Here is a 26,530-nt window from a genome sequence, read left to right as displayed (position 1 = left end):
CGCCCGGGACCCCGGCGGCCGCCGTGGGGCGAGCGGGCACGAGCGGTGCGGGCCGCTCGTTGTCGGGCCCCAGTGACGAGGGGCTCTCGCAAAGAATGGCCACTTTCGATCGGGAGTTCTGAAGGTGCCGGTAGAACCCCCACCCGCGTGGGTATCAAGCCGCCTTCGGAGAACATGCGCGGAACACGCAGAACACATGGAAGATACAGAAAACCCAAAAACCGCGGAAAACAGAGCACTTCTGGCGAACAGCGCAATCCTCCCGACCGCGGGCGCCCGTGCGACCCCCGTCGCATACGCTCGGGGGATGACGCCTTCGCCCCCCGCCACGCCCCCGTCAGCAGCCCCGGCAGCCCAGGCGGCGCCGACCTTCCCCCGGCAGTACGCCCGTACCCAGCGCTTCGGCCTCGGTGCGCCCCGCGCCTTCGGGGTCTCGGCGGACGGCGGCCATGTCGCCTTCCTGCGCACCGCGTCGGGCACGGACAGGACCGGGATGCTCTGGGTGCTGGACACCGCGGACGGCACGGAACGCCCGGTGGCCGACCCCGCCGCGCTGCTCGCCGGCGCCGGGGAGGAGCTGTCCGCCGAGGAGCGCGCCAGGCGCGAGCGCAGCCGCGAGGGCGGCGCCGGGATCGTCGGCTACGCCACGGACGCCGCCGGGGCGCGCGCCGCGTTCACGCTGTCCGGGCGGCTGTTCACCGCGGAACTGCCGGGCGGCGGCGCCCGGGAGCTGCCGGTGCCTGGACCCGTGATCGACCCCAGGCCCGCGCCCGACGGCAGCGCGGTGGCGTACGTCGCCGACGGGGCGCTGCGTGTGGTGGCGGCGGACGGCACGGCGGACCGGGCGCTCGCCGAACCCGAGTCGCCCACGGTGACGTACGGGCTCGCCGAGTTCATCGCGGCGGAGGAGATGGACCGCCAGCGCGGCTTCTGGTGGGCGCCCGACTCCCGGCGGCTGCTGGTGGCGCGCGCCGACGACGCCCCCGTGCGGCGCTGGTGGATCGCCGACCCCGCCCGCCCCGAGAGCGAGCCCGCGCAGGTGGCGTATCCCGCGGCCGGCACGCCCAACGCCGCGGTCGGCCTCTTCGTCCTCGGGCTCGACGGGTCACGTACCGAGGTCGTCTGGGACCGGGACCGCTACCCCTACCTGGCCCGGGTGCACTGGTCGGCGGCAGGGGCGCCGCTGCTGCTCGTCCAGGCCAGGGACCAGCGCGCCCAGCTCTGCCTTGCGGTGGACCAGGACACCGGCGCCACCAGGATGGTGCACGCGGACGAGGACCCGGTCTGGCTCGACCTCTTCCCCGGCGTGCCCTGCTGGTCGCCCGACGGGCGGCTGGTGCGGATCGCCGACGAGGGCGGCGCCCGGGTGCTCACGGTCGGCGACCGGGCCCTGACCGGCGGCCAGTTGCACGTGCGGTCGGTGCTCGACGTGTCGGACGACGACGTCCTGGTCGCGGCGTCCGCGGGCCCCGAGGCCGCGGCGGCCGAGATCGGCGAGATCCATGTGTACCGGGTCAACGAGCTGGGCGTGGAACGGGTCTCCGACGCCCCGGGGGTGCACTCGGCGGTGCGCTCCGGCGGTGTGACGGTCCTCGTCTCGTCCTCCCTCGACGCCCCGGGGCGCACGGCGCGGGTGCTGCGGGACGGCAAGCAGCTCGCCGAGATCGCCTCGCTCGCCCAGCGCCCCGTGCTGACCACCCGTGTCACGCTCGCCGAGGCCGGGGAGGCCCGCATCCCCTGCGCGGTGCTGCTGCCCACAGGACACACCGGGGACGAGGGTCCGCTGCCGGTCCTGCTCGACCCCTACGGCGGGCCGCACGGGCAGCGGGTGGTGGCCGCGGGCGCCGCGTACCTGACCTCCCAGTGGTTCGCCGACCAGGGCTTCGCCGTCGTCGTCGCCGACGGCCGCGGCGCCCCCGGGCACTCCCCCGGCCGGGAGAAGGCCATCAGCCGCGACTTCACGGTCACCCTCGACGACCAGGTCACGGCCCTGCACGCGCTCGCCGAACGGTTCCCGCTCGACCTGGGGCGCGTCGCCATCAGGGGCTGGTCCTACGGCGGCTATCTGTCGGCGCTCGCCGTGCTGCGCCGCCCCGACGTCTTCCACGCCGCCGTCGCGGGCGCCCCCGTCACCGACTGGCGGCTCTACGACACCCACTACACCGAGCGCTACCTCGGCGACCCCGGGCGGGACGCGGCGGCGTACGCGAAGAGTTCGCTGGTGACCGACGAGGGGCTGTCGCAACCCGCGGAGCAGCACCGCCCGTTGATGATCATCCACGGCCTCGCCGACGACAACGTCGTGGCGGCCCACACCCTTCGGCTGTCTTCCGCGCTTCTCGCGGCGGGCCGCGCCCACGAGGTGCTGCCGCTGTCGGGCGTCACCCACATGACGCCGCAGGAACAGGTGGCGGAGAACCTGCTGCTGCTACAGGTGCGGTTCCTCAAGCGGTCGCTGGGGATGGCCTGACGGGCGGCAGACGCGCACGAGGCCCCCGGGAGCAGGACGCCACGCCGTCCGGCTCCCGGAGACCTCTTCGACCGGCCGGGACACAAGCCCCGGCCGGCCCACGGCACCCGCACGGCCGTACGCGAAACAGCGTGCCGCGGGGGTGTGTGGAGAGAGGGTCGGGGGTGTTGCCGGGGAGTAAAAGAACAGGGGCACGGCGGCTTGAAGGTTGTGGCCCGCGACGCACACATGGCACTCCCAACGCAAGGCTTTTCGCAAGGCGCGCGCAGGGCGAGTGAGCCGCCCGCCACGGGTCGGCACGAAACCCTCGGGCTACCGGGGGCACAGGCAGGCGGCGACCCGGGCGCGTCGGTGGCCCGTGTCCTCGCGCGCGGAGCGCAGCGACGAAGGAGCGGAGTGAGCACGGGAGGGCGCGGGCCACCGACTCAGCGCCCCGGCGGCGAACGAGCCTAAAAAAAAGGGGGGGCCGGGTCTCACACCAGCCGCTTCTCCTCCGCGAAGTGGCACGCCGACGGGTGGGCCGCCGGGCCCGGTGGGGTGGTCAGCCATTCGGGGGTGGCCAGGGGCGGGTCCTCGATCTCGCACTTGTGCTGAGCCTTCCAGCAGCGGGTGCGGAAGCGGCAGCCCGAGGGGATGTTCGCCGGGGAGGGTACGTCGCCGGTCAGGATGATGCGTTCGCGGTGCTCCCTGGCGTCCGGGTCGGGGACGGGGACCGCCGACAGCAGGGCCTGGGTGTACGGGTGGGTGGGGTGCTCGTAGATCTGCTCGTCGGTGCCGGTCTCGACGATGCGCCCCAGATACATGACGGCGACCCGGTCGGAGATGTGGCGCACGATGGACAGGTCGTGGGCGATGAAGATGTACGAGAGGTCGAACTCGTGCTGAAGGCGCTCCATCAGATTGATGACCTGCGCCTGCACGGACACGTCGAGCGCGGAGACCGGCTCGTCGGCGACGATGACCTCGGGCCGCAGCGCCAGGCCGCGCGCGATGCCGATGCGCTGGCGCTGGCCGCCGGAGAACTGGTGCGGATAGCGGTTGATGTACTCGGGGTTGAGCCCGACCACGTCGAGGAGTTCCTGTACGCGCCCGCGGCGTGAGCCCCTGGGGGCGACCTCGGGATGGATCTCGTAGGGCTCCCCGATGATGTCGCCGACGGTCATCCGCGGGTTCAGCGAGGTGTACGGGTCCTGGAACACCATCTGGATGTTGCGCCGTACCGCCTTGAGGGCGCGGCCGGTGAGCCGGGTGATGTCCTCGCCCTTGTACCTGATGGCGCCCTCGGTGGGGCGCTCCAGGTTCACCAGCATCTTGGCGACGGTGGACTTGCCGCAGCCGGACTCCCCGACGATGCCCAGGGTCTCGCCCTGGCCGAGTTCGAAGTCGACGCCGTCCACCGCGCGCACCTCGCCGATCCGGCGTCTGAGGACGATGCCCTGGGTGAGCGGGAAGTGCTTGACGAGGCCGCGTACTTCGAGGAGCGGGGGCCCGGCCGCGACGCCCGCGCCGCTCGGCGCCTCGGCGACCTGCTCAGCCATCGATGGTCTCCTTCCAGAAGTGGCAGGCGCTGCGCCGGGTGGCTCCGACCTCGTACAGCGGGGGCACGTCGGTGGCGCACATGGCGCGGGCGATGGGGCAGCGCGGGTGGAAGGCGCAGCCGGGCGGGATGTGCATCAGGTTCGGCGGCAGGCCCTTGATGGCGTACAGCTCCCGGCCCTTGAGGTCGAGCCGCGGAATCGATTCGAGCAGGCCCTTCGTGTACGGGTGCGCGGGGGCCCGGTAGATGTCGTGGACGGGCGCGGTCTCCACGATGCGGCCCGCGTACATGACCGCGATGCGGTCGGCGACGTCGGCGACGACGCCGAGGTCGTGGGTGATGAGGATGAGCCCCATGTGGAGTTCGCGCTGGAGTTCCGCGAGGAGGTCCATGACCTGGGCCTGGACGGTGACGTCGAGCGCGGTGGTGGGCTCGTCGGCGATGATCAGGGAGGGTTCGAGGGCGAGCGCCATCGCGATCATGATGCGCTGGCGCATGCCGCCGGAGAACTGGTGCGGGTAGTCCCCGACGCGCTGTCTCGCGGCGGGGATGCGGACGCGCTCCATGAGTTCGACGGCCTTCGCGCGGGCGTCCTTGCGGGACATCCCGCGGTGCACGACGAACATCTCGCCGAGCTGCTGGCCGACGCTGAGGACGGGGTTCAGCGAGGACAGCGCGTCCTGGAAGATCATGGCCATGTCGTTGCCGCGTACCCTGCGGCGCTGCTCCTCCTTGAGCTTGAGCAGGTCGCGCCCGCGGAAGAGGATCTCGCCGCCGGTGATGCGCCCCGGCGGCATGTCGAGGATGCCCATGACCGCCTGGGCGGTGACGGACTTGCCGGACCCGGACTCGCCGAGGACGGCGAGCGTCTCGCCCGCCGACACCCCGTAGGTGACCCCGTTCACGGCCTTGGTGACGCCGTCCCTGGTGTGGAAGTCGACCCTGAGGCCGCGCACGTCGAGCAGCCTCGGCTCGTCCCCGCCGCGCTCCTGCGGCGCCGTGCCCGGTGCCTCGTACGATGTGCTCACGGGGGGCTCTCCTCAGCGCAGCTTGGGGTCGAGGGCGTCGCGCACGGCGTCGCCGAGCATGATGAACGCCAGGACGGTGAGGGCCAGGGCGCCCGCGGGCCACAGCACCATGTGCGGGGCGTTGCGGATGTTGGGCGAGGCGGCGGAGATGTCGATGCCCCAGCTCACGGTCGGCGGCTTCAGGCCGACGCCGAGGTACGACAGGGTGGCTTCGAGGGCGATGTAGGTGCCCAGCGCGATGGTGGCGACGACGATGACGGGCGCGACCGCGTTGGGCGCGATGTGCCGCACCAGCATCCGTCCGTTGGAGGCGCCGAGGGCCCGCGCGGCCTGTACGTAGTCGTTCTGCTTGGCGGTGATGACGCTGCCGCGCGCGATGCGGTAGATCTGCGGCCAGCCGAGCAGCACGATGAACCCGATCACGGGCCAGACGGTGGTGTTGGTGATGACGGACAGCAGCACCAGGCCGCCGAGGACGACGGGGATGCCGAAGAAGATGTCGGTGAGCCGGGAGAGCACCGCGTCCCAGGCGCCGCCGAAGAAGCCCGCGACGGCGCCGAGCACGGAGCCGAGGATCGCGACCCCGAGGGTGGCGCAGACGCCGACGGTGACGGAGGCGCGGGCGCCGTGCACGGTGCGGGTGTAGACGTCGCAGCCCTGGGTGTCGAAGCCGAAGGGGTGCCCGGGGCTCGGCCCCTGCTGGGCCTTGGACAGGTCGCACTTCAGCGGGTTCCCCGAGGCGATCAGGGACGGCCAGATCGCGATCAGCACCAGAAAGACGATGACGAGTCCCGCGATGATGAAGACCGGGTTGCGTCGCAGGTCGCGCCAGGCGTCCGACCAGAGGCTGCGCGCGGCCTCCCCGGCGGGCCGGCCGCCCTCGGGCCCCGCGCCGCCCGGGGCGAGGGTGCCGCCCTCGGACGCGGCGAGGTCCATCGCGCCGCCGGCCCCGGTGGGCGCGATGGCGTCGTCAGGACCCTGTGGCCCCTGCTCAGGCATAGCGAATCCTCGGGTCGAGTACGGCGTACAGGAGGTCGACGAGCAGGTTCGCGGCCAGGAACACCAGCACAAGCACCGTGACGAAGCCGACCACGGTCTGGGTGTTCTGGCGCAGGATGCCCTGGTAGAGCTGGAATCCGACGCCGTGGATGTTGAAGATCCGCTCGGTGACGATGGCGCCGCCCATCAGGAAGCCGATGTCGGTGCCGATGAAGGTGACCACCGGGATGAGCGAGTTGCGCAGCAGGTGCCTGACGGTGACCCGGCGCCTCGGCAGCCCCTTGGCGACGGCGGTGCGCACGTAGTCGGCGCGCCGGTTCTCCGCGATGGACGTCCTGGTGAGCCGGGTGACGTAGGCGAGGGAGGTGGACGCGAGGACGAGTCCCGGCAGGATCAGTTCGTCGACGTTGGCCTCGGTGGACACCGCGGGCGAGATCCAGCCCCACTTGACGCCGAGGAGCAGTTGCAGCAGCAGTCCTGTCACGAACACCGGCACCGAGATCACCACGAGGGTCAGCAGCAGCACCCCGGTGTCGACGGGGCGGCCGCGGCGCAGCCCCGTGACGACGCCGAGGGTGATGCCGACGACGATCTCGAAGAGGATCGCGATGAGGGTGAGCCTGATCGTGACGGGGAACGCCTCGCCCATCAGCTCGGTGACGTCCTGCCCGTTGAAGGCGGTGCCGAAGTCCCCGGTGAACAGGTGCCCCATATAGGTCAGGTACTGCTGCCACAGCGGCTCGTCGAGGCCGAACTCGTGCTTGAGCTGCGCGGCCGTCTCCGGGTCGCAGGAGCGGTCCCCGCACAGGCCCGCGACGGGGTCGCCCATCACGTTGACCATCAGGAAGATCAGCAGAGTGGTTCCGATGAACACCGGGATCATCTGGAGCAGACGCCGGATCAGATAACGTCCCATGAGCGGCTCCGGGGGTCAGTGCCGCGGAGCGCGCACCGGGGCGGCGGTGGCCGCCGGGGTGCCTGGCGGCCCCGGCACGTGTGGTGCGCCGGGGCCGGGCTCCGCCGCTTAGCTGTTGACCTTGATCTGGTTGTAGACGGGGACGCTGAACGGGTTCAGGGCGACGTTCGAGACCCGGTCCGAGTAGCCTGCGCTGCCGTTCTGGTACCAGAGCGGGATGGCCGCCATCTCGTCCCGCACGACCTCCTCGGCCTGCTGGAACTTCTTGACCGCCGCCGCCGTGTCGCTCTCCGCGTTGGCCTGGTTGACCAGGGAGTCGAACTTCTTGTTGCTCCACTTGCCGTCGTTGGACGAGGCGTTGGTGTAGTAGAGCGGCTGGAGGAAGTTCTGGATGAGCGGGTAGTCCATCTGCCAGCCGGCGCGGAAGGGGCCCGTCATCTTCTTCTGGGTGATCTTGTTGCGGAAGTCGGCGAAGGTGCCGGTGGGGCTGCCGACGCACGCCTTGTCGTTGTCGAGGGCGTTGTTGATGCTGTTGCAGATCGCGTCGACCCAGTCCTTGTGGCTGCCGGTGTCGGCGTTGTAGCCGATCTTGACCTGGCCGCCGGGGATGCCGCCGCCCTCCTTGACGAGCTTCTTCGCCTCGGACGGCTTGTACGCGCAGGCGTCGCCGCAGAGCCCGGCCTTGTAGCCGCCGTCCTTGCCGAGCACCGGTGAGGTCCAGTCGGTGGCGGGGGTCCTGGTCTTCTGGAAGATGGTGTCGGTGATCTGCTTGCGGTTGATCGCCATCGAGAGGCCGGTGCGCACCTTGGCGCCGTCGGCGGTGTTCCACCGCTTGTCGTAGAACGGGAACGCGAGCGTCTGGATGATGCCCGCGGGGGTGTTGAGGTAGCGGCCCTGGAGGTCGTTCTTGACGTTCTTGAGCTGGGACGCGGGCACGTCGTCGACGAGGTCGAGGTTGCCCGCGGTCAGATCGGTGTAGGCGGTGTTGTTGTCGGTGTAGACCTTGAGGTCGACGCCGTCGTTCTGCGCCTTGTCGGAGCCCGGGTACCCGTCCCACTTCCGCAGCGACATCTGGGAGCCCCTGGTGTACGAGTCCACCTTGTACGGGCCGTTGCCGACGGGGCGCTTCAGCCAGTTCGCGTGGTCGGTGTAGAACGCCCGGGGCAGCGGCGCGAAGGCCGCGTAGCCGAGGGTCTTGGGCCAGGTGGAGAACTTCTGGCTGAGCCGCACCGTGAAGGTGCGGGCGCCGGTGACCTTCAGCCCGGAGAGGGTGTTCGCGCTCTGCTTGCCGCTGTCCGGATGGACCTTGTCATAGCCGTCGATGTACTCGAAGAAGTAGGCGTTCTTCTGGTTGTTCTTCAGGCTCGCGCCGTAGTTCCAGGCGTCCACGAAGGACTTGGCGGTGACCTTCTCGCCGTTGGAGAAGGTCCAGCCGTTCTTGACGGTGACGGTGAAGTTCTGCGAGTCCTTGGTGTCGATCTTCTGGGCGAGCATGTCCTTGGCCTCGCCGGTCTTGGGGTCGTAGCGGACGAGCCCGCGGAAGACCATGTCGAGGACCTTGCCGCCCTGCACCTCGTTGGTGTTGGCGGGCTCCAGCGGGTTCTGCGGGTCGCCCCAGGAGGAGCGGACCACTCCCCCGCCCCCTCCGCCGCTGCCGCCCCCGCTGTCCCCGCCCCCGCCGCAGCCCGTCACGGCGAGCGCCAGGGCCGCCGCACCCGCACCGCACCTGACGGCTGTGGCTCCACGCATGGTTCCTCCCAGATACCCGACTAATCCCGAATATCGCGCTGGGTGGCGGAGGGTGCACGCGCTGTGCGGCCGTACGGGTGGGGCCCGCCGCTCAGGGCGGGTGGCCGGTCAGGTGTCCGCGGGCGTGCGGCGACGCCGGTGGCGTACGACCAGCGCGCAGGAGCCGAGCAGCACGACGCCGCAGACGGCGCCGCCGATCCAGGCCAGGCGGCGGGCGTCGCGGAGCTGTATCGCCCGCTGCTGCCCGTAGCTGCGCATGCCCCCGTGCCTGCCGTGGTCCCACAGCGCGCAGGTGTCCCCCGGGCGCATGGGCCCCGGGGTCTCCTCGCCGTCGCGGCCCGAGATCACCTCGCCGGGGCACTGCACCGTGCCGGGGCGCGGGTGCAGCCCGGTGCCGAGCACGAGCAGGCCCACGCAGAAGGCGAGCACCAGCGGTAACGCGGTCAGCAGCAGCCTCCGCGGGAGCGGGCCGCGCGAGGGCCGGGGGGCGGCGCCGGACGCCATCGTCAGACGACCCCGGGCGCCGGGTCGGTGGAGAGCCTGGCGTGCAGATGGGTGTCGTGGCGGACCCCGGGGGTGGAGGTGGGCAGGAAGCCGCGCATGGTGCCCTCCAGGAGGTAGCCGCAGCGCGCGGCGACCCGGCAGGACGCCGTGTTCTCCAGGGCGTGGCCGAGGTCGAGCCGGTGCAGCCCCACGTCGTCGAAGCCCCAGCGGGTGACCAGCTCCACCGCCCGGGTCACCACGCCGCGCCCGCGCGCATCGGGCAGCAGCCAGTAGCCGACGCCGCCGTGGCCCATGCCCCGGTTGACGGTGTGCAGCTCCACGCTGCCGAGGACCGCGTCGCTCCCGGCGTCCGCTATGCAGAACGGGGCGAGGTCGCCCGCGGTCACCCGTTCCGCCCGCTTCTTCAGCATGACCAGCACCCCGGCCAGGTCGGAGGGCTGCACCATGCCCGCCGCCCAGCGCTGCGACTCCGGGTCGCGCAGGCCGCGCAGCGCGTCCCTGGCGTCGTCCTCGCGCCAGGCCCGCAGCCTGAGCCCGTAGCCCGTCAGCTCCCGGAAGGGCAGCGGGCCCGTGTCGCCTGGCCTCACCGCGGCTCCCCCGCGGGGGCGACCAGCTCCACCTCGAAGCCGTCGGCGTCCTCCAGGTACGCGGCGCGGTGCTCGGGGCCGCCCGCGTGCGGGTAGCGCTCGGCGAACAGCGGCGACCAGCCGTGCCCTGGAGCCTCGGCGTACAGGGCGTCGAGGGCGGCCGCGTCCGCCACGTGGAAGGCGAGGTGGTTGAGTCCCGGGCGGGTGCGCTCGTGGGCGCCGGCGCTCAGCGCGGGCGACTGCTCCACCACCAGATAGGTGTCGCCCTCGCGCCAGCTCACCCCGGCCGGCCAGTCCTGGTACTTCTCCCAGCCGAGGCGGGTCAGCAGCCAGCCCCAGGTGGTACGGGCCCGCTCCAGGTCGGGCACCCACAGTTCGATATGGTGCAGCGGCATCCCGCGCCCCCTCTCCTTACGGGCCGGTACCGCGCGCGGGGGCCCGCGTCGTGCTCCGTACGAAGGCCGTACGGGACCGGGCCCGGCGGCGGCGCCGGGCCCGGGACGGTGTGTCACGCCGCGTGGACGACGTCCTTCTCCTCGGCGAAGTGGCACGCCGACTCGTGTGCCGCCGGGGTGTCCTCGCCCTGGAACCGCTCGGGCACGGCGAGCACGGGCACCTCGGTGGCGCAGCGGTCCTGCGCCTTCCAGCAGCGGGTGCGGAAGCGGCAGCCCGAGGGCGGGTTGGCCGGGGAGGGCACGTCGCCCGAGAGGATGATCCGCTCCCGGCCCTCGCGCGCCTCCGGGTCCGGCACCGGCACCGCGGACAGCAGCGCCTGGGTGTACGGGTGGGTGGGGTACTCGTAGATCTGCTCGTCGGTGCCGATCTCCGCCATCTTGCCGAGGTACATGACCCCGACCCGGTCGGAGATGTGGCGCACGATGGACAGGTCGTGGGCGATGAAGATGTACGAGAGGTCGAACTCGTCCTGGAGGCGCTCCATCAGATTGATGACCTGCGCCTGCACGGACACGTCGAGCGCGGAGACCGGCTCGTCGCAGATGATGACCTCGGGGTTGAGCGCGAGGCCGCGCGCGATGCCGATGCGCTGGCGCTGGCCGCCGGAGAACTGGTGCGGATAGCGGTTGATGTACTCGGGGTTGAGCCCGACCACGTCCAGCAGTTCCTGCACGCGTGCGCGCCGGTCGCCCTTCGGGGCGGCCTCGGGGTGGATCTCGAACGGCTCCCCGATGATGTCGCCGACGGTCATCCGCGGGTTGAGGGAGGTGTACGGGTCCTGGAACACCATCTGGATGTTGCGCCGTACCGCCTTGAGGGCGCGGCCCGACAGCTTGGTGATGTCCTGGCCCTTGTAGAACACCTCGCCCGCGGTGGCGCTCTCCAGCGTCATCAGCAGCTTGGCGACGGTGGACTTGCCGCAGCCCGACTCGCCGACGATACCCAGGGTCTCGCCCTGGTGGAGGTCGAAGGAGATCCCGTCGACGGCTTTGACGGCGCCGACGGTCCGCTTGAAGATGATGCCCTGGGTCAGCGGGAAGTGCTTGACCAGGTTGCGCACCTGGAGGATCGGCTCGCCGGTCTCGACGGGCGCCTCGATGGCCTCGACGGCCTCCGCCTCGGTGCCGGCGTCCACGACGTCCACCTCGCTGACGCTCGGGGTCGCGTCGGGGTCGGTCGCGCCCTTGCTCAGGTCGGCCGGCTCAGCCATGGATCGTCTCCTTCCAGAAGTGGCACGCGGAGCCGCGTCCCGGCAGTTCCGTGCCGTCCGGCTCGGTCACGGGGACCAGCGGCGGCACGTCGGTACGGCAGATGTCACGCGCCATCGAGCAGCGCGGGTTGAAGGCGCAGCCCGGCGGGATCTGCTGGAGGTTGGGCGGCAGGCCCTTGATCGCGTACAGCTCCTGGCCCTTGTGGTCGAGCCGGGGGATCGACTCCAGCAGGCCCTTGGTGTACGGGTGCGCGGGCCGCTTGTACAGCTCGTGCACCGGGGCGGTCTCGACGATGCGGCCCGCGTACATCACCGCGATCTTGTCGGCGACGTCCGCGACGACGCCGAGGTCGTGGGTGATCAGGATGAGCCCCATGTTGAACTCCCGCTGGAGTTCGGCGAGGAGGTCCATCACCTGGGCCTGGACGGTGACGTCGAGCGCCGTCGTCGGCTCGTCCGCGATGATCAGGTCCGGTTCGAGGGCGAGCGCCATCGCGATCATGATGCGCTGGCGCATACCGCCGGAGAACTGGTGCGGGTAGTCGTTCACCCGCTGCCGCGCCGCGGGGATGCGCACCCGGTCCATCAGCTCCACGGCCCTGGCCTTGGCGTCCTTGCGGGACATGCCGAGGTGGGCGCGGAACATCTCGCCGAGCTGGAAGCCCACCGTGAGCACCGGGTTCAGCGACGACAGCGCGTCCTGGAAGATCATCGCCATCTTGGCGCCGCGCAGCTTGCGGCGCTCGTTGTCGGACAGGGTCAGGATGTCCCGGCCCTGGAAGAGGATCTCGCCGCCCGCGATGCGTCCGGGCGGGCTGTCCAGGATGCCCATGATGGCCTGGGCGGTCACGGACTTGCCCGACCCCGACTCGCCGAGCACCGCGAGGGTCTCGCCCGCGCTGACGTTGTAAGTGACGCCGTTGACCGCCCTGGTCACCGCGTCCCGCACCTTGAACTCCACGTGCAGGTCGCGCACTTCGAGCAGGGGGGCGGACTGCCCGCCGTCGCCCTTCGCTGCGGCGGTGGCCTCGGCGGCCTGCGCGGTCTTGTCTGGGCTCGTCATGCCCTCACCCTTACTGCTTTCCTTGCCCGGTGTGTCCTTGCCCGGTTTCGTCAGTTCCGTCATGGCCGGTCACCTGAGCTTCGGGTCGAGGGCGTCGCGCAGGCCGTTGCCGAGGAGCACGAAGCCGAGGGCGGTGACCACGATCGCGATGCTGGGGTAGAGCCACATGAAGTCCTTGACGCCCATGAAGTCGCGGCCCGCGGCGATCATGTTGCCCCACTCGGCGACCTCGGGGTCGACGCCGACGCCCAGGTACGACAGGGACGCCTCGGCGACGATGGCGATGCCGACGTTGCTGGTGGCGTACACCAGCACGGCGGAGAGCGAGTTGGGCAGGACGTGCTTGCGGATGATGCGGCCGCCGCTCGCGCCGAGCGCCCGCGCCGCCATCACGTAGTCCATCTCGCGCACGGACAGGATCTGGCTGCGCAGCAGCCGGGCGAAGGTCGCCCAGGAGAAGATGCCGAGCGAGAGGACGACGGGCAGCACGCCGCGGCCCATCAGCAGGATGATGACGATGGCGCCGATCAGCAGCGGGAAGGCGAAGAAGATATCCGCCACGCGCATGATCACCGAGTCGACCCACTTGCCGAAGTAGCCCGCGAGCGAGCCGAGCAGCACGCCGATAACGAGGGCCACCAGGATCGAGGCGAGGCCGACGATGACGGCGATACGGCTGCCGTAGATCAGCCGGGAGAACTGGTCGCGCCCGAGGGAGTCGGTGCCGAGCAGATGGCTGCCGCCGGGCGACTGGAGGGTGTTGGTGAGGTGCTGCTTGAGCGGGTCGTCGGGGGCGATCAGCGGCGCGAAGATCGCGACGACCACCAGCACGGCGAGGATGATCAGGCCGAGGACGGCGAGCTTGTTGGCGAAGAAGCGGTGCCGGATGTCGGCCCACTGGCTGACCCTGACGACGGCGGGCTCCGCGCCCTGCGGGGTCACCTGGGCGGGCCCCGTCTGGTTCGGCGACTCCTGGCCGGTGACGAGTTCGGTCATGGTGATGACTCCTAGTCGGTGACGATCCGGCGCGTCAGGCCAGGCGGATACGCGGATCGAGGGCGGCGTACAGCAGGTCGACGATCAGGTTCAGTACGACGAAGACCGCCACACTGATCGTCACCACCCCCACGATCACGGGGTTGTTGTTCTGCTGGATCGCCTGGATCAGCGCGAGCCCGATGCCGTTCCAGTTGAAGATCGTCTCCGTGATGATGGCGCCGCCGAGGAGCGCGCCGAAGGAGATGCCCAGATAGGTGATGACGGGGATCACCGAGTTGCGCAGGATGTGCCGTACCAGCACGGTGCGCCGTGAGAGGCCCTTGGCCACGGCGGTCTTCACGTAGTCGGCGCGGATCACTTCGAGCATCGTCGAGCGCGCCAACTGCGCGACGAGCGCGGCGTCGATGATCGCCAGGGTGATCGCGGGCAGGATCATGGACTTGAAGCTGCCGTCGGCGATGAGGGGGAACCAGTCGAGCTGGATGACGAAGATGCGCTGCATGATCATGCCGAGCACGATCGACGGGACGCCGATGGCGAGTGTGGTGACGAACGTCACCGAGATATCCCATACCGAATATCTCTTGATCGCGGCGACGATTCCGGCGAACATGCCGATGATGATGTCGAAGATGATCGCGGCGACCGCCAGCTTGGCGGTGTTGACGATCTTCGGGCCCAGGATCTCGGTGACCGGCCTGCGCTGGGTGTAGTCCTCGCCGAGGTCGCCCTTGACCAGCTTGCCGACATAGGTGCCGTACTGGACCACGAGCGGCTTGTCGAGGCCGTACTCCTTGTGCAACTGCTCGATCACCGCGGGGTCTCGCGCCTTGTCACTGCCCGCGATCTGTCCGACCGGGTCGCCCGGCAGCACGAAGAGGCTGGCGAACAGGATCAGCGTCGCGCCGAGCACGACGATGATCAACTGGCCCAGCCTGCGGACCACATACCTTCCCATGACTTGCCTCTTCCTACCTCACTGCCGCGCCCGGCAGCTTGTCCCCCGCGCGTGGGGGTGAGTGGGGAACCGGGAGGCCGGGTGGGTCCCACCCTGCTCCCGAACGATCGTACGGGGGCCGCGGTACGAGCGTGCCTCGCTGTCGTACCGCGGCCCCCGGGGGACGGCTGCCGCGTACGCGGCGACCCCTTACTTCAGGGTGACGTTCTGGAGGTCGGGGTCCTCGTGGAAGTCCATGGTGAGGTTGTCCCACTTCTTGGTGTTCGCCAGGCGGAGCTGGGTCCTGTTGGTGAACGGGATCAGCGCCATGTCGTCGAGGGCGACCTTCTCGGCCTGCTGGTAGATCTTGTTGCGGCCGGCCTGGTCGGAGGTGCCGCGGGCCTGTGCGAGCAGGTCGTCGAACTTCTTGTTGCTGTAGCGGCCGCGGTTGTCACCGGTGACCTTGCCGCTGGAGTCCTTGTTGATGGACGCCGTGTCGAGCAGCGGGTACAGGTAGTTGTCCGGGGTCGGGTAGTCCGCGCCCCAGGAGAAGCGGTACATGCCGGTGGCGGCGGGCTTCTGCTGGTCGGAGAGCAGCTCGGCGAACGGCTTGGCGACGAGCTTGATCTTCAGCCCGAGGACGTCCTGGACCTGCTGCTTGACGGCCTGCACCCACTCCTCGTGCCCTGCGCCCGTGTTGTACGCCAGCTCCAGGGTGGCACCCGCCTTCAGGCCGCCGCTCTTGGCGAGCGACTTGGCCTTGGCCTTGTCCTGCTTGACGCAGGAGGTGCAGAGGTTCTTCTGGTAGACGTCCTTGAAGACCTCGGGGAGGATCGTGGTCGACTTCGTCTGCATGCCCTGGAACACGCCCTTGACGATCGCGTCGCGGTCGATGGCGTACGAGATCGCCTCACGCGCGTCGCGGTTCTTCAGCGGGCCGTTGTCGGTGATCGGCAGCAGGTAGTTCATGCCGTTGGTGTCTTCGTCGATCCACTCGCCCTGCGGGTCGTACTTCGCCTTGGCGGCGGGCAGTTGCGGGGTGGGCATGCGGGCCCAGTCGTACTGTCCCGACTGGAAGCCCTGGTACTCCAGGTTGACACCGTTGGCGGAGTTCAGGATGTCGACGTTGACCTTGTCGAGGTGGGCCTTGGTCAGGCCGTAGTCGTCGTTGCGGACGAGCGTGATCCGCTTGTTGTGCTCCCACTTGCCCGAGATCTTGAACGGGCCGTTGCCGATGGGGGCCTCGTTGAACTTCTGGTTCTTGCCGTCGCCCGCGACCTTCGGGACCGGGCTGAAGACGGTGTGGGTCGTCTTGATGTAGAACTCGAAGTCCGGGGCGGAGAGCTTCACCTGGAGGGTGTTCTCGTCGGGCGCGGACAGGCCCTTCATCTCGTCGGCCTTGCCGGACTGCACGTCGGCGAAGCCGTCGATGCCGGCGAGGTGGTAGGCCACGTCGGAGGCGGACTTCTTCTGGACGACGCGGTTCCAGCCGCGGATGAACGACTCGGCGTTGACCGCCTCGCCGTTGGTGAACTTGGTGCCGGGCTTGATCTTGAACGTCCAGGTCTTGCCGTCCTTGCTGACCGTCTTGGACGTGGCCAGCTCGGGCTTCACCTGACCGTCGGCGGTCGGCGAGTACAGACCCGTGAAGAGGTTGTCGGCGACGAGCATGCCCTCGGACTCCTGGGCGTTGTACGGGTCGATCGCCACCGGCTCCGTGATGCCCATGCTGAAGGTGCCGCCGGACTTGCCGGAACCTCCGTCGCCCTTGCCCGAGTCATCGTCGCTGCTGCCGCAAGCCGTCGCTGACAGCGCGATGATGATCGCCCCCGCGACCCACTTGGCGCTCTTGGCACCACGCATGGGTTCCTCCTCATGAGTCCACTTGTTCACTGCAAGAGAGGGCACGGTTCGCCGCACCGTCACGGTGAACGGCGAGGATCAAGTGCCCCAGAGTGCTCGTGAGCCGCCGCTCCCCACAGCGCGTGACCCAATGACCCGAGCTTCGCGCTCAACTATCTGCCATGGGGTACGACCCGACCACACTCTTTTGGTTTCGGTTCGATCACACCTGCTAGCACTTCTCCCAAAATCCGGACAAACCGATCCGAGATAGATGGCCGCGAAACGGACGTGTTACATATCTATCGGTCATCCGTGTTCGCATTCCGGACGCTCGGAGAAGGAAAAGCAGTTGCGGTCGCGGCGGCGAACCATAAAGCCCGCCGATGGCTTCCGACGGACTCGACGAGCCCTCCCCTGAGCCCGCGACGGATGGCAGCGTAGCGTCAATCCCCGCGCGTAGACAGACCGGCCGGAGAATTGTCACCCGGCTCCCTTATGGGTCAATGCCCGCGCGTTGTACGGGATTTGGTGCGTACGGGGCGAACGGGGCGCACTTCGGGGCGCACACGGCCCCTCGCGAGTGTGGTGAGCGGCACAGGGCGGCATGACGCCCCTGAGCGAATGTTCGACTCCTGAATGCCCTTTACACGGACAAACCGGGCGCCGATGTAGGGGCCGGGCGCCCCGCACCGCGGGAGGCGGTGGCGGGCGGGGCGCCCTCCGGCTCAGCCGTGCTTGGCGCGGGACGCCGCCCTGGCCCTGGTCCTGGCGTCCAGCGCGACCTTGCGGATGCGGACCGCCTCCGGGGTGACCTCCACGCACTCGTCGTCCCGGCAGAACTCAAGCGACTGCTCAAGCGACAGCTTGCGCGGCGGAACGATCGACTCGGTCACATCCGCGGTCGACGACCGCATGTTCGTGAGCTTCTTCTCCTTGGTGATGTTGACGTCCATGTCGTCGGAGCGCGAGTTCTCCCCGACGATCATGCCCTCGTACACCTCGGTGCCCGGCTCCACGAACAGCACCCCGCGCTCCTGGAGGTTGGTCATGGCGAACGCCGTGACCGCGCCCGCGCGGTCCGCGACCAGGGAGCCGTTGTTACGGGTCTTCAGCTCGCCGAACCAGGGCTCGTGCCCCTCGTGGATCGAGTGCGCGATACCGGTGCCGCGGGTGCTGGTCAGGAACTCCGTGCGGAAGCCGATGAGGCCGCGGGAGGGCACGATGAACTCCATGCGGACCCAGCCGGAGCCATGGTTGGACATGTTGTCCATACGGCCCTTGCGGGTGCCCATGAGCTGGGTGACCGCGCCCATGTGCTCCTCGGGCACGTCGATGGTGATCCGCTCGATGGGCTCGTGGAGCTTGCCCTCGATCTCCCTGGTGACGACCTGCGGCTTGCCGATCGTCAGCTCGAAGCCCTCCCGGCGCATCGTCTCGACCAGGATGGCCAGCGCCAGCTCACCGCGGCCCTGCACCTCCCAGGCGTCGGGGCGCTCGCTCTCCAGCACCCGCAGCGACACGTTGCCGACAAGCTCGCGCTCAAGGCGGTCCTTGACCTGACGCGCGGTCACCTTGCGGTCCTTGATCGCCGCCTTGTTGTCGGCGCCCTTGCCGCTGCCGCCGCGGCCGACCAGCGGGGAGGTGTTGGTGCCGATCACCATGGAGATCGCCGGCTCGTCGACGGTGATCAGGGGCAGCGCCACCGGCTTCTCGGTGTCCGCCAGGGTCTCGCCGATCATGATGTCGGGGATGCCGGCCACCGCGCAGATGTCGCCGGGCCCCGCCTTCTCCGCGGGCCCCCGGGTCAGCGCCTCGGTCATCAGCAGCTCGCTGATGCGGACGTTGGACACGGTGCCGTCCCGCTTGATCCAGGCGACCGTCTGGCCCTTCTTCAGCTCGCCCTGCTCCACCCTGAGCAGGGCGATGCGGCCGAGGAAGTTGTCGGCGTCGAGGTTGGTGACGTGGGCCTGGAGCGGGGCGCCCTCCTCGTACGAGGGGGCCGGGACGTGTTCGAGGAGCGTGGTGAAGAACGGCTCCAGATTGGTGCTGTCCTCGGGGACCGTGCCGTCGGCGGGCTTGGTGAGGGAGGCGACCCCGTCGCGGGCGCAGGCGTAGACGATCGGGAACTCGATCTGCTCCTCGTCGGCGTCCAGGTCGAGGAAGAGGTCGTACGTCTCGTTGACGACCTCGTCGATACGGGAGTCGGGGCGGTCCGTCTTGTTGATGCAGAGGATCACGGGCATCCGGGCCTGGAGGGCCTTGCGCAGCACGAAACGGGTCTGGGGCAGCGGGCCCTCGGAGGCGTCCACCAGCAGCACCACCGCGTCCACCATGGACAGGCCGCGCTCGACCTCGCCGCCGAAGTCGGCGTGGCCCGGGGTGTCGATGATGTTGATGGTGATGGGCTCCCCGCCGTCCTTGGGGTGGTACTTCACGGCGGTGTTCTTGGCCAGGATCGTGATGCCCTTCTCACGTTCCAGGTCGTTGGAGTCCATCATCCGGTCGTCGAGGTGCTCGGCGGCGTGCGCGGCGAACGCGCCCGCCTGCTTGAGCATCGCGTCGACCAGGGTGGTCTTGCCGTGGTCGACGTGGGCGACGATGGCGACGTTGCGGATGTCGTGACGCGCGATAGTGCGAGCCATAGTGCGGCGCTTCTCCAGGGATCGAGTGGTGGCTGCGTAACCCTGGTGGGTACGCACGCGGGGCCCGGGCGCGGCGGCCACGGCCGTGTCCATGGTAAGCGGCGCGGCCCCGCGGGGATGACCCGTACCGGCGCGTGCGCCCGTGCCAGGGCCTGCCGCGGGGGCGTCCTCGCAGCTCAGTGACGTTGGCCAGGATCACACGCGCCGTCGCGACGGCCGCCGTGCGGGGCCGCACAACGGCGAGACCCCCGGGAGGGTTCCCCGGGGGTTCGTCCGCAGTCGGCCTTGAGGTCACGGCACGGCGCTACTTCCTGAAGCCGATGTCCTCATAGCGTGGCGCCTCGAAGCCGAAGGCGCCGACGTTGGCGAGGCCCGCGCGGACGGCCACGAGCTGGGGGCGCTGGTAGAGCGGGATGGACCCGGCCTCGGCCCAGATCCGCGCGTCCGCCTTCTTCATGATGTCGCGGGCCTTGGCGCCGTCCAGCTCGGTGGCGGCGCGGTCGAAGAGCTGGTCGATGTGGTCGGTGCCGACCCGGGTGTAGTTCTGCTCCACGTTCAGCGAGCCGTCGGCAGCGGGCACCGGCTTGGCGAAGATCGGCCGGGCGTCGGTCGCGGGGAACGCGGAGCCCGGCCAGGAGTAGAGCGCGAGGTCGTACTGGCCCGAGGCGATGTGGTCGGCGAAGTAGCTGTCGTCGGCGACCTTGGTGATCTCGGTGCGGATGCCGATCTTCTCCAGCATCCTGGAGATGCGCTCGCCCACGGTGCGCAGCGACTCGGAGCCGGTCCCCGAGGGCAGCACGAAGCGCAGCGTGAGCGGCTTGCCGTTCTTGGCGAGCGCCCCAGGACCCGCGTTGGCCGGGGCCGCGGTGCCCTTGGGGGCATACGCGCCGGGCGCCCCGCCCTGGGTCAGGTGCCGGGGGCCGTCCTGGGCCGCGGCCCGCTCCCCCGTGTGCTCGGCGTGCCCGAGCGCGGGGGCGGCCTCCGGGTGCCCTGCGGCGGCGAAGGCGGCCTGCTCCGCCGGGGCGACGACGGGGCGTGCGGCGGGCTGCGCCTGCTGCCTGGCGGGCGGGAGGGCGCCCGGCTTGTCGTCGGTGGAGCGGTCGGCCGACCGCTCGGCGGCGTGCCCGTCCTTCGCCGGGGCGCCCTTGCCGTCGGAGGCGTCCTCGTGCCCGCTGCCCGAGCCGGCCCCGCCCTGCCCCTCGTCGCCCTTCTGGTCCTTCTGGTCCTTCTGGTCCTTCTGCTTGCCTTCCTGCTTGCCCTCCTGCTCGGCGCCCGCCTTCCCGCCCGCGGTGCCGGAGTCGGCCGGGGCCTTCCCCCGTACCCACCCGGCGTCCGCGAGCAGCGCCTCGGCCTCGGCCTTGTCCTGCTTGCCGAGGGCGCCGCTGCCGTCCGTGTAGCCCTCCTGTCCTGCGAGCGCGAGATGGCTGCCGACGGTCTCCGCGGGCAGCCCGAGCGGGCGCAGCACCAGCTTGGCCAGCGCCTTGCGGTCGATGGCGCGGGCCACGGCCCGCCGTACCCGCTCGTCCGCGAGCGGCCCGGAGGAGCCGTTCAGGGCGAGCTGGGTGTACGCGGGCTCAAGCGACTTGCGCACGTCGAACTTGGCGAGCCCGGCCCGCTCGGCCGCCGCCTCCCCCCGGGCCGGCTTCGCGCCGGAGGCGCCGTGGTCCCCGGCGCCGCCGTCGCCCTCCGCCTTCCCGTCGGCATCCTGGCGCCCCTTGTCGGCGGCGGCCGAGGCGGCGGAGGCCGACGCGGCGGAGGCGGCCGAGGCGCCGGGGTGCGGGTGCTGGGGGCCGTGGCCGCCGGAGGCGGCCTCGATACGGCGGGCCTCCGCGGTGTCGACGTCGGCGATGTCGACGGTGCCCGCGGCGAGGGCGGCGGCCCGCTTGCCCGGCGGCACCGCCTTCAGCACGATCCTGGACAGCTTGGCGGGGCGGCCCCACCAGCGGGGGTTGCGTTTGAGGGCGACCTCGCCGCTCTTCTCGTCGACGCCGTCGAACGCGAACGGTCCCGCGGTGACCTTCAGCTTGCGCCGCGCGCCGTCGTTGAAGGCGTCGGGGCTGCCCATGACGTCCTTCGGGTAGAGCGGCGAGAAGAGCGAGCGCCAGTCCGCGTACGGCTTGCCGAACGTGACGCGGACCTCCAGGTCGTCGGCGCCGCGCTCGATCTTCTGGATGCGGTCGTAGCCGGCGTTGCGCGCGGTCCAGTACGCGGTGTCCTTGCCGGAGAGCGCGTGCCACTGGGCGGCGAAGTCGGCGGCGCCGATCTCCCGCCCGTTGCTCCAGACCGCCTTCTGGCTCAGCTTGTAGACGACGACCTGGCGTGGCTTCTTCTCGACGACCTTCGCGGACTCCAGGTAGTCCGCGTCGGTTTTGGGCCGCCCGCGCCCGTCCAGTTCGAACATGGCGGGCAGCACCGCTCCCGCCACCCGGGAGGTGGCGGCGTCCGCGTCGGACTGGAAGGCGTTGAGCGTCCCCGGCACGGCGTCGACGGCCCAGCGGGCCGTCCCCCCGTCCGCGAGGCCGGCCCGCCCGGCGGGCGCGATGTCCTGCGCGGCGGGCTTGCCCGAGTCCTCCCCCGACCCGCATCCGGCGAGCACGGGGACGGTGAGCACCCCCGCCGCCAGGAACGCCGCACCTCTCAGGGCAGACCGCAGTCTGACGCCGTCTTGGGACATCTCAGAAACCTCCTGGCCTGCCCGACCGTCAAGAATGATCAGATGTGTCCGATATGAAAGCTGATCACATCTTTCACCCCACTGAAGGCGACGGCCCTCGCGCAGCGGGGCAGACACGCGAGCCCCGGAGGCCAAGCCCACCCGATCCGCCCAACGCCCGCGGGCCCGCTCCGCCGCCCGGGCGGCGCCCCGGTCGCGGAGGGCGCGATACTGGGCCCATGGGCCCGGCTCCCCGGCGGTTTCACGATCCGCGCAGCACCAAGTACGACTTCCTCGGCTCTGTGCTCGTGCGCTGCCCCCGCTGCGCCGCGGCCGCACGGGTCGTACCGGCGCCCGACGCGCCGCCCGAGGAGCCGGGGCTGTTCGAGCCGCGGCGGCTGGTCTGCACCGGCTGCGGGCTCTCCCGGACGTGGAGCGGCCGGAGTGTGGCGTTCTCCTCCGGTACGTCGCAGCCCGCGACCGACCCCTATTTCGGGCTGCCGCTCTGGCTCCAGACCGAGACCCGGCACGGGTGGCTGTGGGCGTACAACCCCGAACACCTCGACCTGGTACGGCGCTTCGTGGCGGCGTCGCTGCGGGAGCGGGTGCCCTGGTACGACCACGGGCGGAAGATGACGCTGGTGGCCAGGCTCCCCCGCTGGGTCACGCGGGCGCGGAACCGGGACGAGGTACTGCGCGCCGTCGACCGGATACGCGCCACTCTCACCACCGGCTGAGCCCCGCGCCCCGCCCGCACCGGCCGCCCGGAGGGAATCGCACACGTCGGCGAGGGCGGCCCCGCGTGGTCAATTCCTGGCGGCCCTCTTCCCAAGTGGTCATGTGACGCGCAACACTCGCAGGCGCGCGTGGATCTCCGGCGCGGCCGGGGGCACGCGTGTGCTCAACCACCGGCCGAGCACGCACAACGGCGCCGCCGGAAGCCCCCGGCCCCGTCGACAGCGTCCCGCACCGCCAAGAGAACCCGTACCGCCACCAGGAGCACCGCACCGCCACCACGAAGCCGCCCGAGGCACCGCGGAAGTGAGGGCATGTCATGTCCGCATCGAAACCGGCCCCCGACCGCACACGGAACCCCGTGGCGGCACCGGGCACCCGGGCGACAGCCGGGCGCCGAGGCGCCACCTACGGCACTCCTACGGGCAGCAGCAGGCTCGGCGCACGGGACCGTCACGCACCCTGACCCCGTGGAGTGGAGCCCCGTTGGCCACTGACACCGAACCTCCGATCCAGCGCGGCGGTGTGCGCTCCCGCACCCGGGCCGCCATCGCCGCGCCGCATCTGCGCACCGACCGCTGGTGGCTGGCGCCCGCCACGACCGCGGCCGGGCTGCTCGCCTTCATCGCGTACTCGACCTGGCGGGCCTTCGCCAACGCGGACTACTACGCGGCGCCCTATGTCTCACCGTTCTACTCGCCGTGCCTGGCGCACAACTGCCGCCCGATGGACGGCGGGCCCAACTGGGACCTCTTCGGCCCCTGGTGGGGCCTGTCGCCCGCGCTGCTGATCCTGATCTTCCCGCTCGGCTTCCGGCTGACCTGCTACTACTACCGCAAGGCGTACTACCGGGGCTTCTGGGCCTCACCGCCCGCCTGCGCGGTGGCCGAGCCGCACAAGAAGTACTCGGGCGAGACCCGCTTCCCGCTGATCCTCCAGAACATCCACCGGTACGCGTTCTACGCGGCCGTCCTGGTGGCCGGGGTGCTGACGTACGACACCGTGCTCTCGTTCCGCGATGCCGACCACCACTTCGGGCACATGGGCGTGGGCACCCTCGTCTTCCTGGTCAACATCGTGCTGATCTGGGCCTACACCCTCTCCTGCCACTCCTGCCGGCACATCGTCGGCGGCCGTCTGCGGCACTTCTCCAAACACCCCGTGCGCTACCGCATGTGGCAGTGGGTGGGGAGGCTCAACGCCCGGCACATGCTGCTTGCCTGGTCCTCGCTCATCAGCGTGGCCGTCTGCGACCTGTACGTGTACCTGCTGGCGAGCGGCGCCTTCGACGACCCGCGGCTTTTCTAGACCGCGCGGGCGGCGGGGACGAGTCCGGCCGCCCGTCCGGTTCCGCACGACTTCGGATGGGAAGCGACGTACGAAATGTCTTCAGTGGAGCGGCAGCAGTGGGACGTGGTCGTGGTCGGCGCCGGGGGCGCCGGTCTTCGGGCCGCGATCGAGGCCCGCGAGCGTGGTGCGCGCACCGCGGTGATCTGCAAGTCGCTGTTCGGCAAGGCGCACACCGTCATGGCGGAGGGCGGCATCGCCGCGGCCATGGGCAATGTGAACTCGGGCGACAACTGGCAGGTGCACTTCCGCGACACCCTGCGCGGCGGCAAGTTCCTCAACCAGTGGCGGATGGCCGAGTTGCACGCCAAGGAGGCCCCCGACCGGGTGTGGGAGCTGGAGACCTGGGGCGCCCTGTTCGACCGCACAGGCGACGGGCGGATCTCGCAGCGCAACTTCGGCGGGCACGAGTACCCGCGGCTCGCCCATGTCGGAGACCGTACGGGGCTCGAACTGATCCGCACCCTCCAGCAGAAGATCGTCTCGCTCCAGCAGGAGGACGAGCGGGAGACCGGTGACTACGAGTCGCGGCTCAAGGTGTTCCAGGAGTGCACCGTCACCCGGGTGCTCAAGGACGAGGGGGACGGCGGCCGGGTCGCGGGCGTGTTCTGCTACGAGCGCGAGTCGGGCCGCTTCTTCGTCCTCGAAGCGCCCTCCGTGGTGCTGGCGACCGGCGGCATCGGCAAGTCGTTCAAGGTGACCTCCAACTCGTGGGAGTACACCGGCGACGGGCACGCGCTCGCGCTGCTCGCGGGCGCGCCGCTGCTCAACATGGAGTTCGTGCAGTTCCATCCGACGGGCATGGTCTGGCCGCCGTCGGTGAAGGGCATCCTCGTCACCGAGTCGGTGCGCGGCGACGGCGGGGTGCTGCGCAACTCCGAGGGCAAGCGGTTCATGTTCGACTACGTGCCCGATGTCTTCAAGGAGCAGTACGCCCAGTCGGAGGAGGAGGGCGACCGCTGGTACGACGACCCGGACCACAACCGCCGCCCGCCCGAGCTGCTGCCCAGGGACGAGGTGGCGCGCGCCATCAACTCCGAGGTGAAGGCGGGCCGCGGCTCGCCGCACGGCGGGGTGTTCCTCGACGTGTCGACACGGATGCCGCCTGACGTGGTGCGCAGGCGGCTGCCCTCGATGTACCACCAGTTCAAGGAGCTGGCGGACGTCGACATCACCGCGGAGCCCATGGAGGTGGGCCCCACCTGCCACTACGTGATGGGCGGTGTGGCCGTCGACTCGGACACCGCGGCGGCCCGCGGGGTGCCGGGGCTCTTCGCCGCGGGCGAGGTCGCGGGCGGTATGCACGGCTCCAACAGGCTCGGCGGCAACTCCCTCTCCGACCTGCTGGTCTTCGGCCGCAGGGCCGGTCTTTACGCGGCCGAGCACGCCGCGGCGGCGGCCGGAGGACTGCCCGCGGTCGACGAGGCGCAGTTGGACGCGGCGGCGGCCGAGGCGCTGCGGCCGTTCTCCGCGGAGGGCGAGGAGCCGGAGGAGGGCAGGCTCCCGGAGAACCCGTACGCGGTGCACCAGGAGTTGCAGCAGACCATGAACGACCTGGTGGGCATCATCCGCCGGGAGCCCGAGATGGAGCAGGCGCTCCAGCGCCTGGTGGAGCTGCGGGCGCGGGCGAGGCGCGCCGGGGTCGAGGGGCACAGGCAGTTCAACCCCGGCTGGCACCTGGCCCTCGACCTCAGGAACATGCTGCTGGTCAGCGAGTGCGTGGCGCGGGCCGCGCTGACCCGTACCGAGAGCCGCGGCGGCCACACCAGGGAGGACCACTCCGTGATGGACCGCTCCTGGCGGAGCGTCAACCTGCTGTGCCGGCTGGCCGCCGCGGGGGACGCCGCCCCCGGCTCCGTACCGCCCGTGCCGCCGGAGCGCGGGCAGATCGAGCTGACCCGCGAGGAGACAGAACCCGTACGTGACGATCTGCTGGCCCTCTTCGAGAAGGACGAGCTGGCCAAGTACCTCGCCGATGAGGAGCTTCCCGAGTGACGACGACCACCCCATCCCAGGGCCCGGCGGCGGGCCAGGACACCACAGCCCCCGCGGACTCCTCCTCGTACGAGGCGCACTTCCGGGTCTGGCGCGGCGACAGCGACGACGGCGGCCTTGAGGACTTCACGGTCGAGGTCAACGACGGCGAGGTGGTGCTCGACATCATCCACCGCATCCAGGCCACCCAGGCGCCCGATCTGGCGGTGCGCTGGAACTGCAAGGCGGGCAAGTGCGGTTCGTGCAGCGCGGAGGTCAACGGGCGGCCCCGGCTGATGTGCATGACGCGGATGTCCGTCTTCGAGCGCACCGACACCGTCACGGTCACCCCGATGCGGGCGTTCCCGGTGATCAGGGACCTGGTCACGGACGTCGGCTTCAACTACACCAAGGCCCGCGAGGTGCCCGCGTTCGTACCGCCGAAGGACCTCGGGCCCGGCGAGTACCGGATGCAGCAGGAGGACGTGGACCGCTCGCAGGAGTTCCGCAAGTGCATCGAGTGCTTCCTGTGCCAGGACACCTGCCATGTGGTGCGCGACCACGAGGAGAACAAGACGGCGTTCGCCGGGCCGCGCTTCCTGATGCGGGTGGCCGAGCTGGACATGCACCCGCTGGACGGGGCGCCGGACCAGGGCCTCGACCGCAAGCGCACCGCGCAGGAGGAGCACGGCCTCGGCTACTGCAACATCACCAAGTGCTGTACGGAGGTGTGCCCCGAGGGCATCAAGATCACCGACAACGCGCTCATCCCGCTGAAGGAGCGCGCGGTGGACCGCAAGTACGACCCGCTGGTGTGGCTCGGCAACAAGATCCGCAGGCGTGAGTAACGGCGTCGGCGCGGGGCGCACGGGCGGTGTT

Annotated in this window: 20 protein-coding genes; 5 read left to right on the top strand and 15 right to left on the bottom strand. The window is 70.6% G+C overall.

Features of this window, described 5'->3' with window-relative positions; genetic code table 11:
• Positions 1–307: 307 nt before the first annotated feature.
• A complete protein-coding gene (locus ACIBIW_RS13425) occupies positions 308–2,470 on the top strand; it encodes a prolyl oligopeptidase family serine peptidase (protein WP_399335336.1) in 2,163 nt (720 codons plus the stop codon).
• 473 nt (positions 2,471–2,943) lie between these two features.
• Here ACIBIW_RS13425 and ACIBIW_RS13420 read toward each other — a convergent pair whose 3' ends face one another.
• The 15 genes from ACIBIW_RS13420 to ACIBIW_RS13350 all read right to left on the bottom strand — a co-directional run bounded on the left by ACIBIW_RS13420 (position 2,944) and on the right by ACIBIW_RS13350 (position 21,616).
• Positions 2,944–4,008: an ABC transporter ATP-binding protein gene (locus ACIBIW_RS13420; protein WP_399335334.1), complete on the bottom strand. Its 1,065-nt coding sequence runs from the start codon at positions 4,006–4,008 to the stop codon at positions 2,944–2,946.
• Positions 4,001–4,972: an ABC transporter ATP-binding protein gene (locus tag ACIBIW_RS13415; protein WP_399335844.1), complete on the bottom strand. Its 972-nt coding sequence runs from the start codon at positions 4,970–4,972 to the stop codon at positions 4,001–4,003. The genes ACIBIW_RS13420 and ACIBIW_RS13415 overlap by 8 nt, the downstream gene beginning before the upstream one ends.
• Positions 4,973–5,047: 75 nt before the next feature.
• The gene (locus ACIBIW_RS13410; protein ID WP_399335333.1) at positions 5,048–6,034 is read right to left on the bottom strand and encodes an ABC transporter permease; all 987 of its coding nucleotides are present in this window, start codon (positions 6,032–6,034) and stop codon (positions 5,048–5,050) included.
• Complete coding sequence (locus ACIBIW_RS13405) at positions 6,027–6,950, bottom strand: ABC transporter permease (protein WP_399335331.1); 924 nt, start codon at positions 6,948–6,950, stop codon at positions 6,027–6,029. Before ACIBIW_RS13405 ends, ACIBIW_RS13410 begins: the two co-directional genes overlap by 8 nt.
• Positions 6,951–7,058: 108 nt before the next feature.
• A complete protein-coding gene (locus ACIBIW_RS13400; RefSeq protein WP_399335329.1) occupies positions 7,059–8,699 on the bottom strand; it encodes an ABC transporter substrate-binding protein in 1,641 nt (546 codons plus the stop codon).
• Positions 8,700–8,807: 108 nt separating this feature from the next.
• The gene (locus tag ACIBIW_RS13395) at positions 8,808–9,203 is read right to left on the bottom strand and encodes a hypothetical protein (RefSeq protein WP_399335327.1); all 396 of its coding nucleotides are present in this window, start codon (positions 9,201–9,203) and stop codon (positions 8,808–8,810) included.
• 2 nt (positions 9,204–9,205) lie between these two features.
• Positions 9,206–9,790 (bottom strand): GNAT family N-acetyltransferase, encoded by a 585-nt coding sequence (locus ACIBIW_RS13390; RefSeq protein ID WP_399335325.1) that lies wholly within the window; start codon positions 9,788–9,790, stop codon positions 9,206–9,208.
• On the bottom strand, positions 9,787–10,185 hold the full coding sequence (locus tag ACIBIW_RS13385; RefSeq protein ID WP_399335323.1) for a VOC family protein: 399 nt from the start codon (positions 10,183–10,185) through the stop codon (positions 9,787–9,789). The genes ACIBIW_RS13390 and ACIBIW_RS13385 overlap by 4 nt, the downstream gene beginning before the upstream one ends.
• A gap of 113 nt (positions 10,186–10,298) precedes the next feature.
• Positions 10,299–11,456, bottom strand: coding sequence for an ABC transporter ATP-binding protein (locus tag ACIBIW_RS13380; RefSeq protein WP_399335321.1), 1,158 nt, complete (start codon positions 11,454–11,456; stop codon positions 10,299–10,301).
• Positions 11,449–12,519: an ABC transporter ATP-binding protein gene (locus ACIBIW_RS13375; protein WP_399335319.1), complete on the bottom strand. Its 1,071-nt coding sequence runs from the start codon at positions 12,517–12,519 to the stop codon at positions 11,449–11,451. Before ACIBIW_RS13375 ends, ACIBIW_RS13380 begins: the two co-directional genes overlap by 8 nt.
• A 69-nt stretch (positions 12,520–12,588) precedes the next feature.
• Positions 12,589–13,515 carry an ABC transporter permease gene (locus ACIBIW_RS13370; RefSeq protein ID WP_399335317.1) on the bottom strand — a complete coding sequence of 309 codons (927 nt, stop codon included), beginning with the start codon at positions 13,513–13,515 and terminating at the stop codon, positions 12,589–12,591.
• Between the two features lie 34 nt (positions 13,516–13,549).
• Positions 13,550–14,476: an ABC transporter permease gene (locus tag ACIBIW_RS13365; RefSeq protein WP_399335315.1), complete on the bottom strand. Its 927-nt coding sequence runs from the start codon at positions 14,474–14,476 to the stop codon at positions 13,550–13,552.
• 189 nt (positions 14,477–14,665) lie between these two features.
• A complete protein-coding gene (locus ACIBIW_RS13360) occupies positions 14,666–16,318 on the bottom strand; it encodes an ABC transporter substrate-binding protein (RefSeq protein ID WP_399335313.1) in 1,653 nt (550 codons plus the stop codon).
• 707 nt (positions 16,319–17,025) lie between these two features.
• Entirely contained in the window at positions 17,026–18,942 is a 1,917-nt protein-coding gene (gene typA, locus ACIBIW_RS13355; protein ID WP_399335311.1) for a translational GTPase TypA, read from the bottom strand.
• 304 nt (positions 18,943–19,246) lie between these two features.
• Complete coding sequence (locus ACIBIW_RS13350) at positions 19,247–21,616, bottom strand: ABC transporter family substrate-binding protein (RefSeq protein WP_399335309.1); 2,370 nt, start codon at positions 21,614–21,616, stop codon at positions 19,247–19,249.
• Between the two features lie 218 nt (positions 21,617–21,834).
• Here ACIBIW_RS13350 and ACIBIW_RS13345 point away from each other — a divergent pair, with 218 nt between their 5' ends.
• The 4 genes from ACIBIW_RS13345 (at position 21,835) to ACIBIW_RS13330 (ending at position 26,499) form a co-directional block, all read left to right on the top strand.
• Positions 21,835–22,332, top strand: coding sequence for a hypothetical protein (locus tag ACIBIW_RS13345; protein WP_399335308.1), 498 nt, complete (start codon positions 21,835–21,837; stop codon positions 22,330–22,332).
• Positions 22,333–22,816: 484 nt separating this feature from the next.
• Positions 22,817–23,638 (top strand): hypothetical protein, encoded by an 822-nt coding sequence (locus ACIBIW_RS13340; protein ID WP_399335306.1) that lies wholly within the window; start codon positions 22,817–22,819, stop codon positions 23,636–23,638.
• 75 nt (positions 23,639–23,713) lie between these two features.
• On the top strand, positions 23,714–25,672 hold the full coding sequence (locus ACIBIW_RS13335; RefSeq protein ID WP_399335304.1) for a fumarate reductase/succinate dehydrogenase flavoprotein subunit: 1,959 nt from the start codon (positions 23,714–23,716) through the stop codon (positions 25,670–25,672).
• Positions 25,669–26,499: a succinate dehydrogenase/fumarate reductase iron-sulfur subunit gene (locus ACIBIW_RS13330; protein ID WP_399335302.1), complete on the top strand. Its 831-nt coding sequence runs from the start codon at positions 25,669–25,671 to the stop codon at positions 26,497–26,499. The genes ACIBIW_RS13335 and ACIBIW_RS13330 overlap by 4 nt, the downstream gene beginning before the upstream one ends.
• Positions 26,500–26,530 lie beyond the last annotated feature (31 nt).

It is taken from the genome of Streptomyces sp. NPDC050560 (genome assembly GCF_044457285.1).
Taxonomy (GTDB): Bacteria; Actinomycetota; Actinomycetes; order Streptomycetales; family Streptomycetaceae; genus Streptomyces.
Note: the sequence above shows the minus strand (reverse complement) of the source record. Positions and strands in the feature narration are given on the sequence as shown.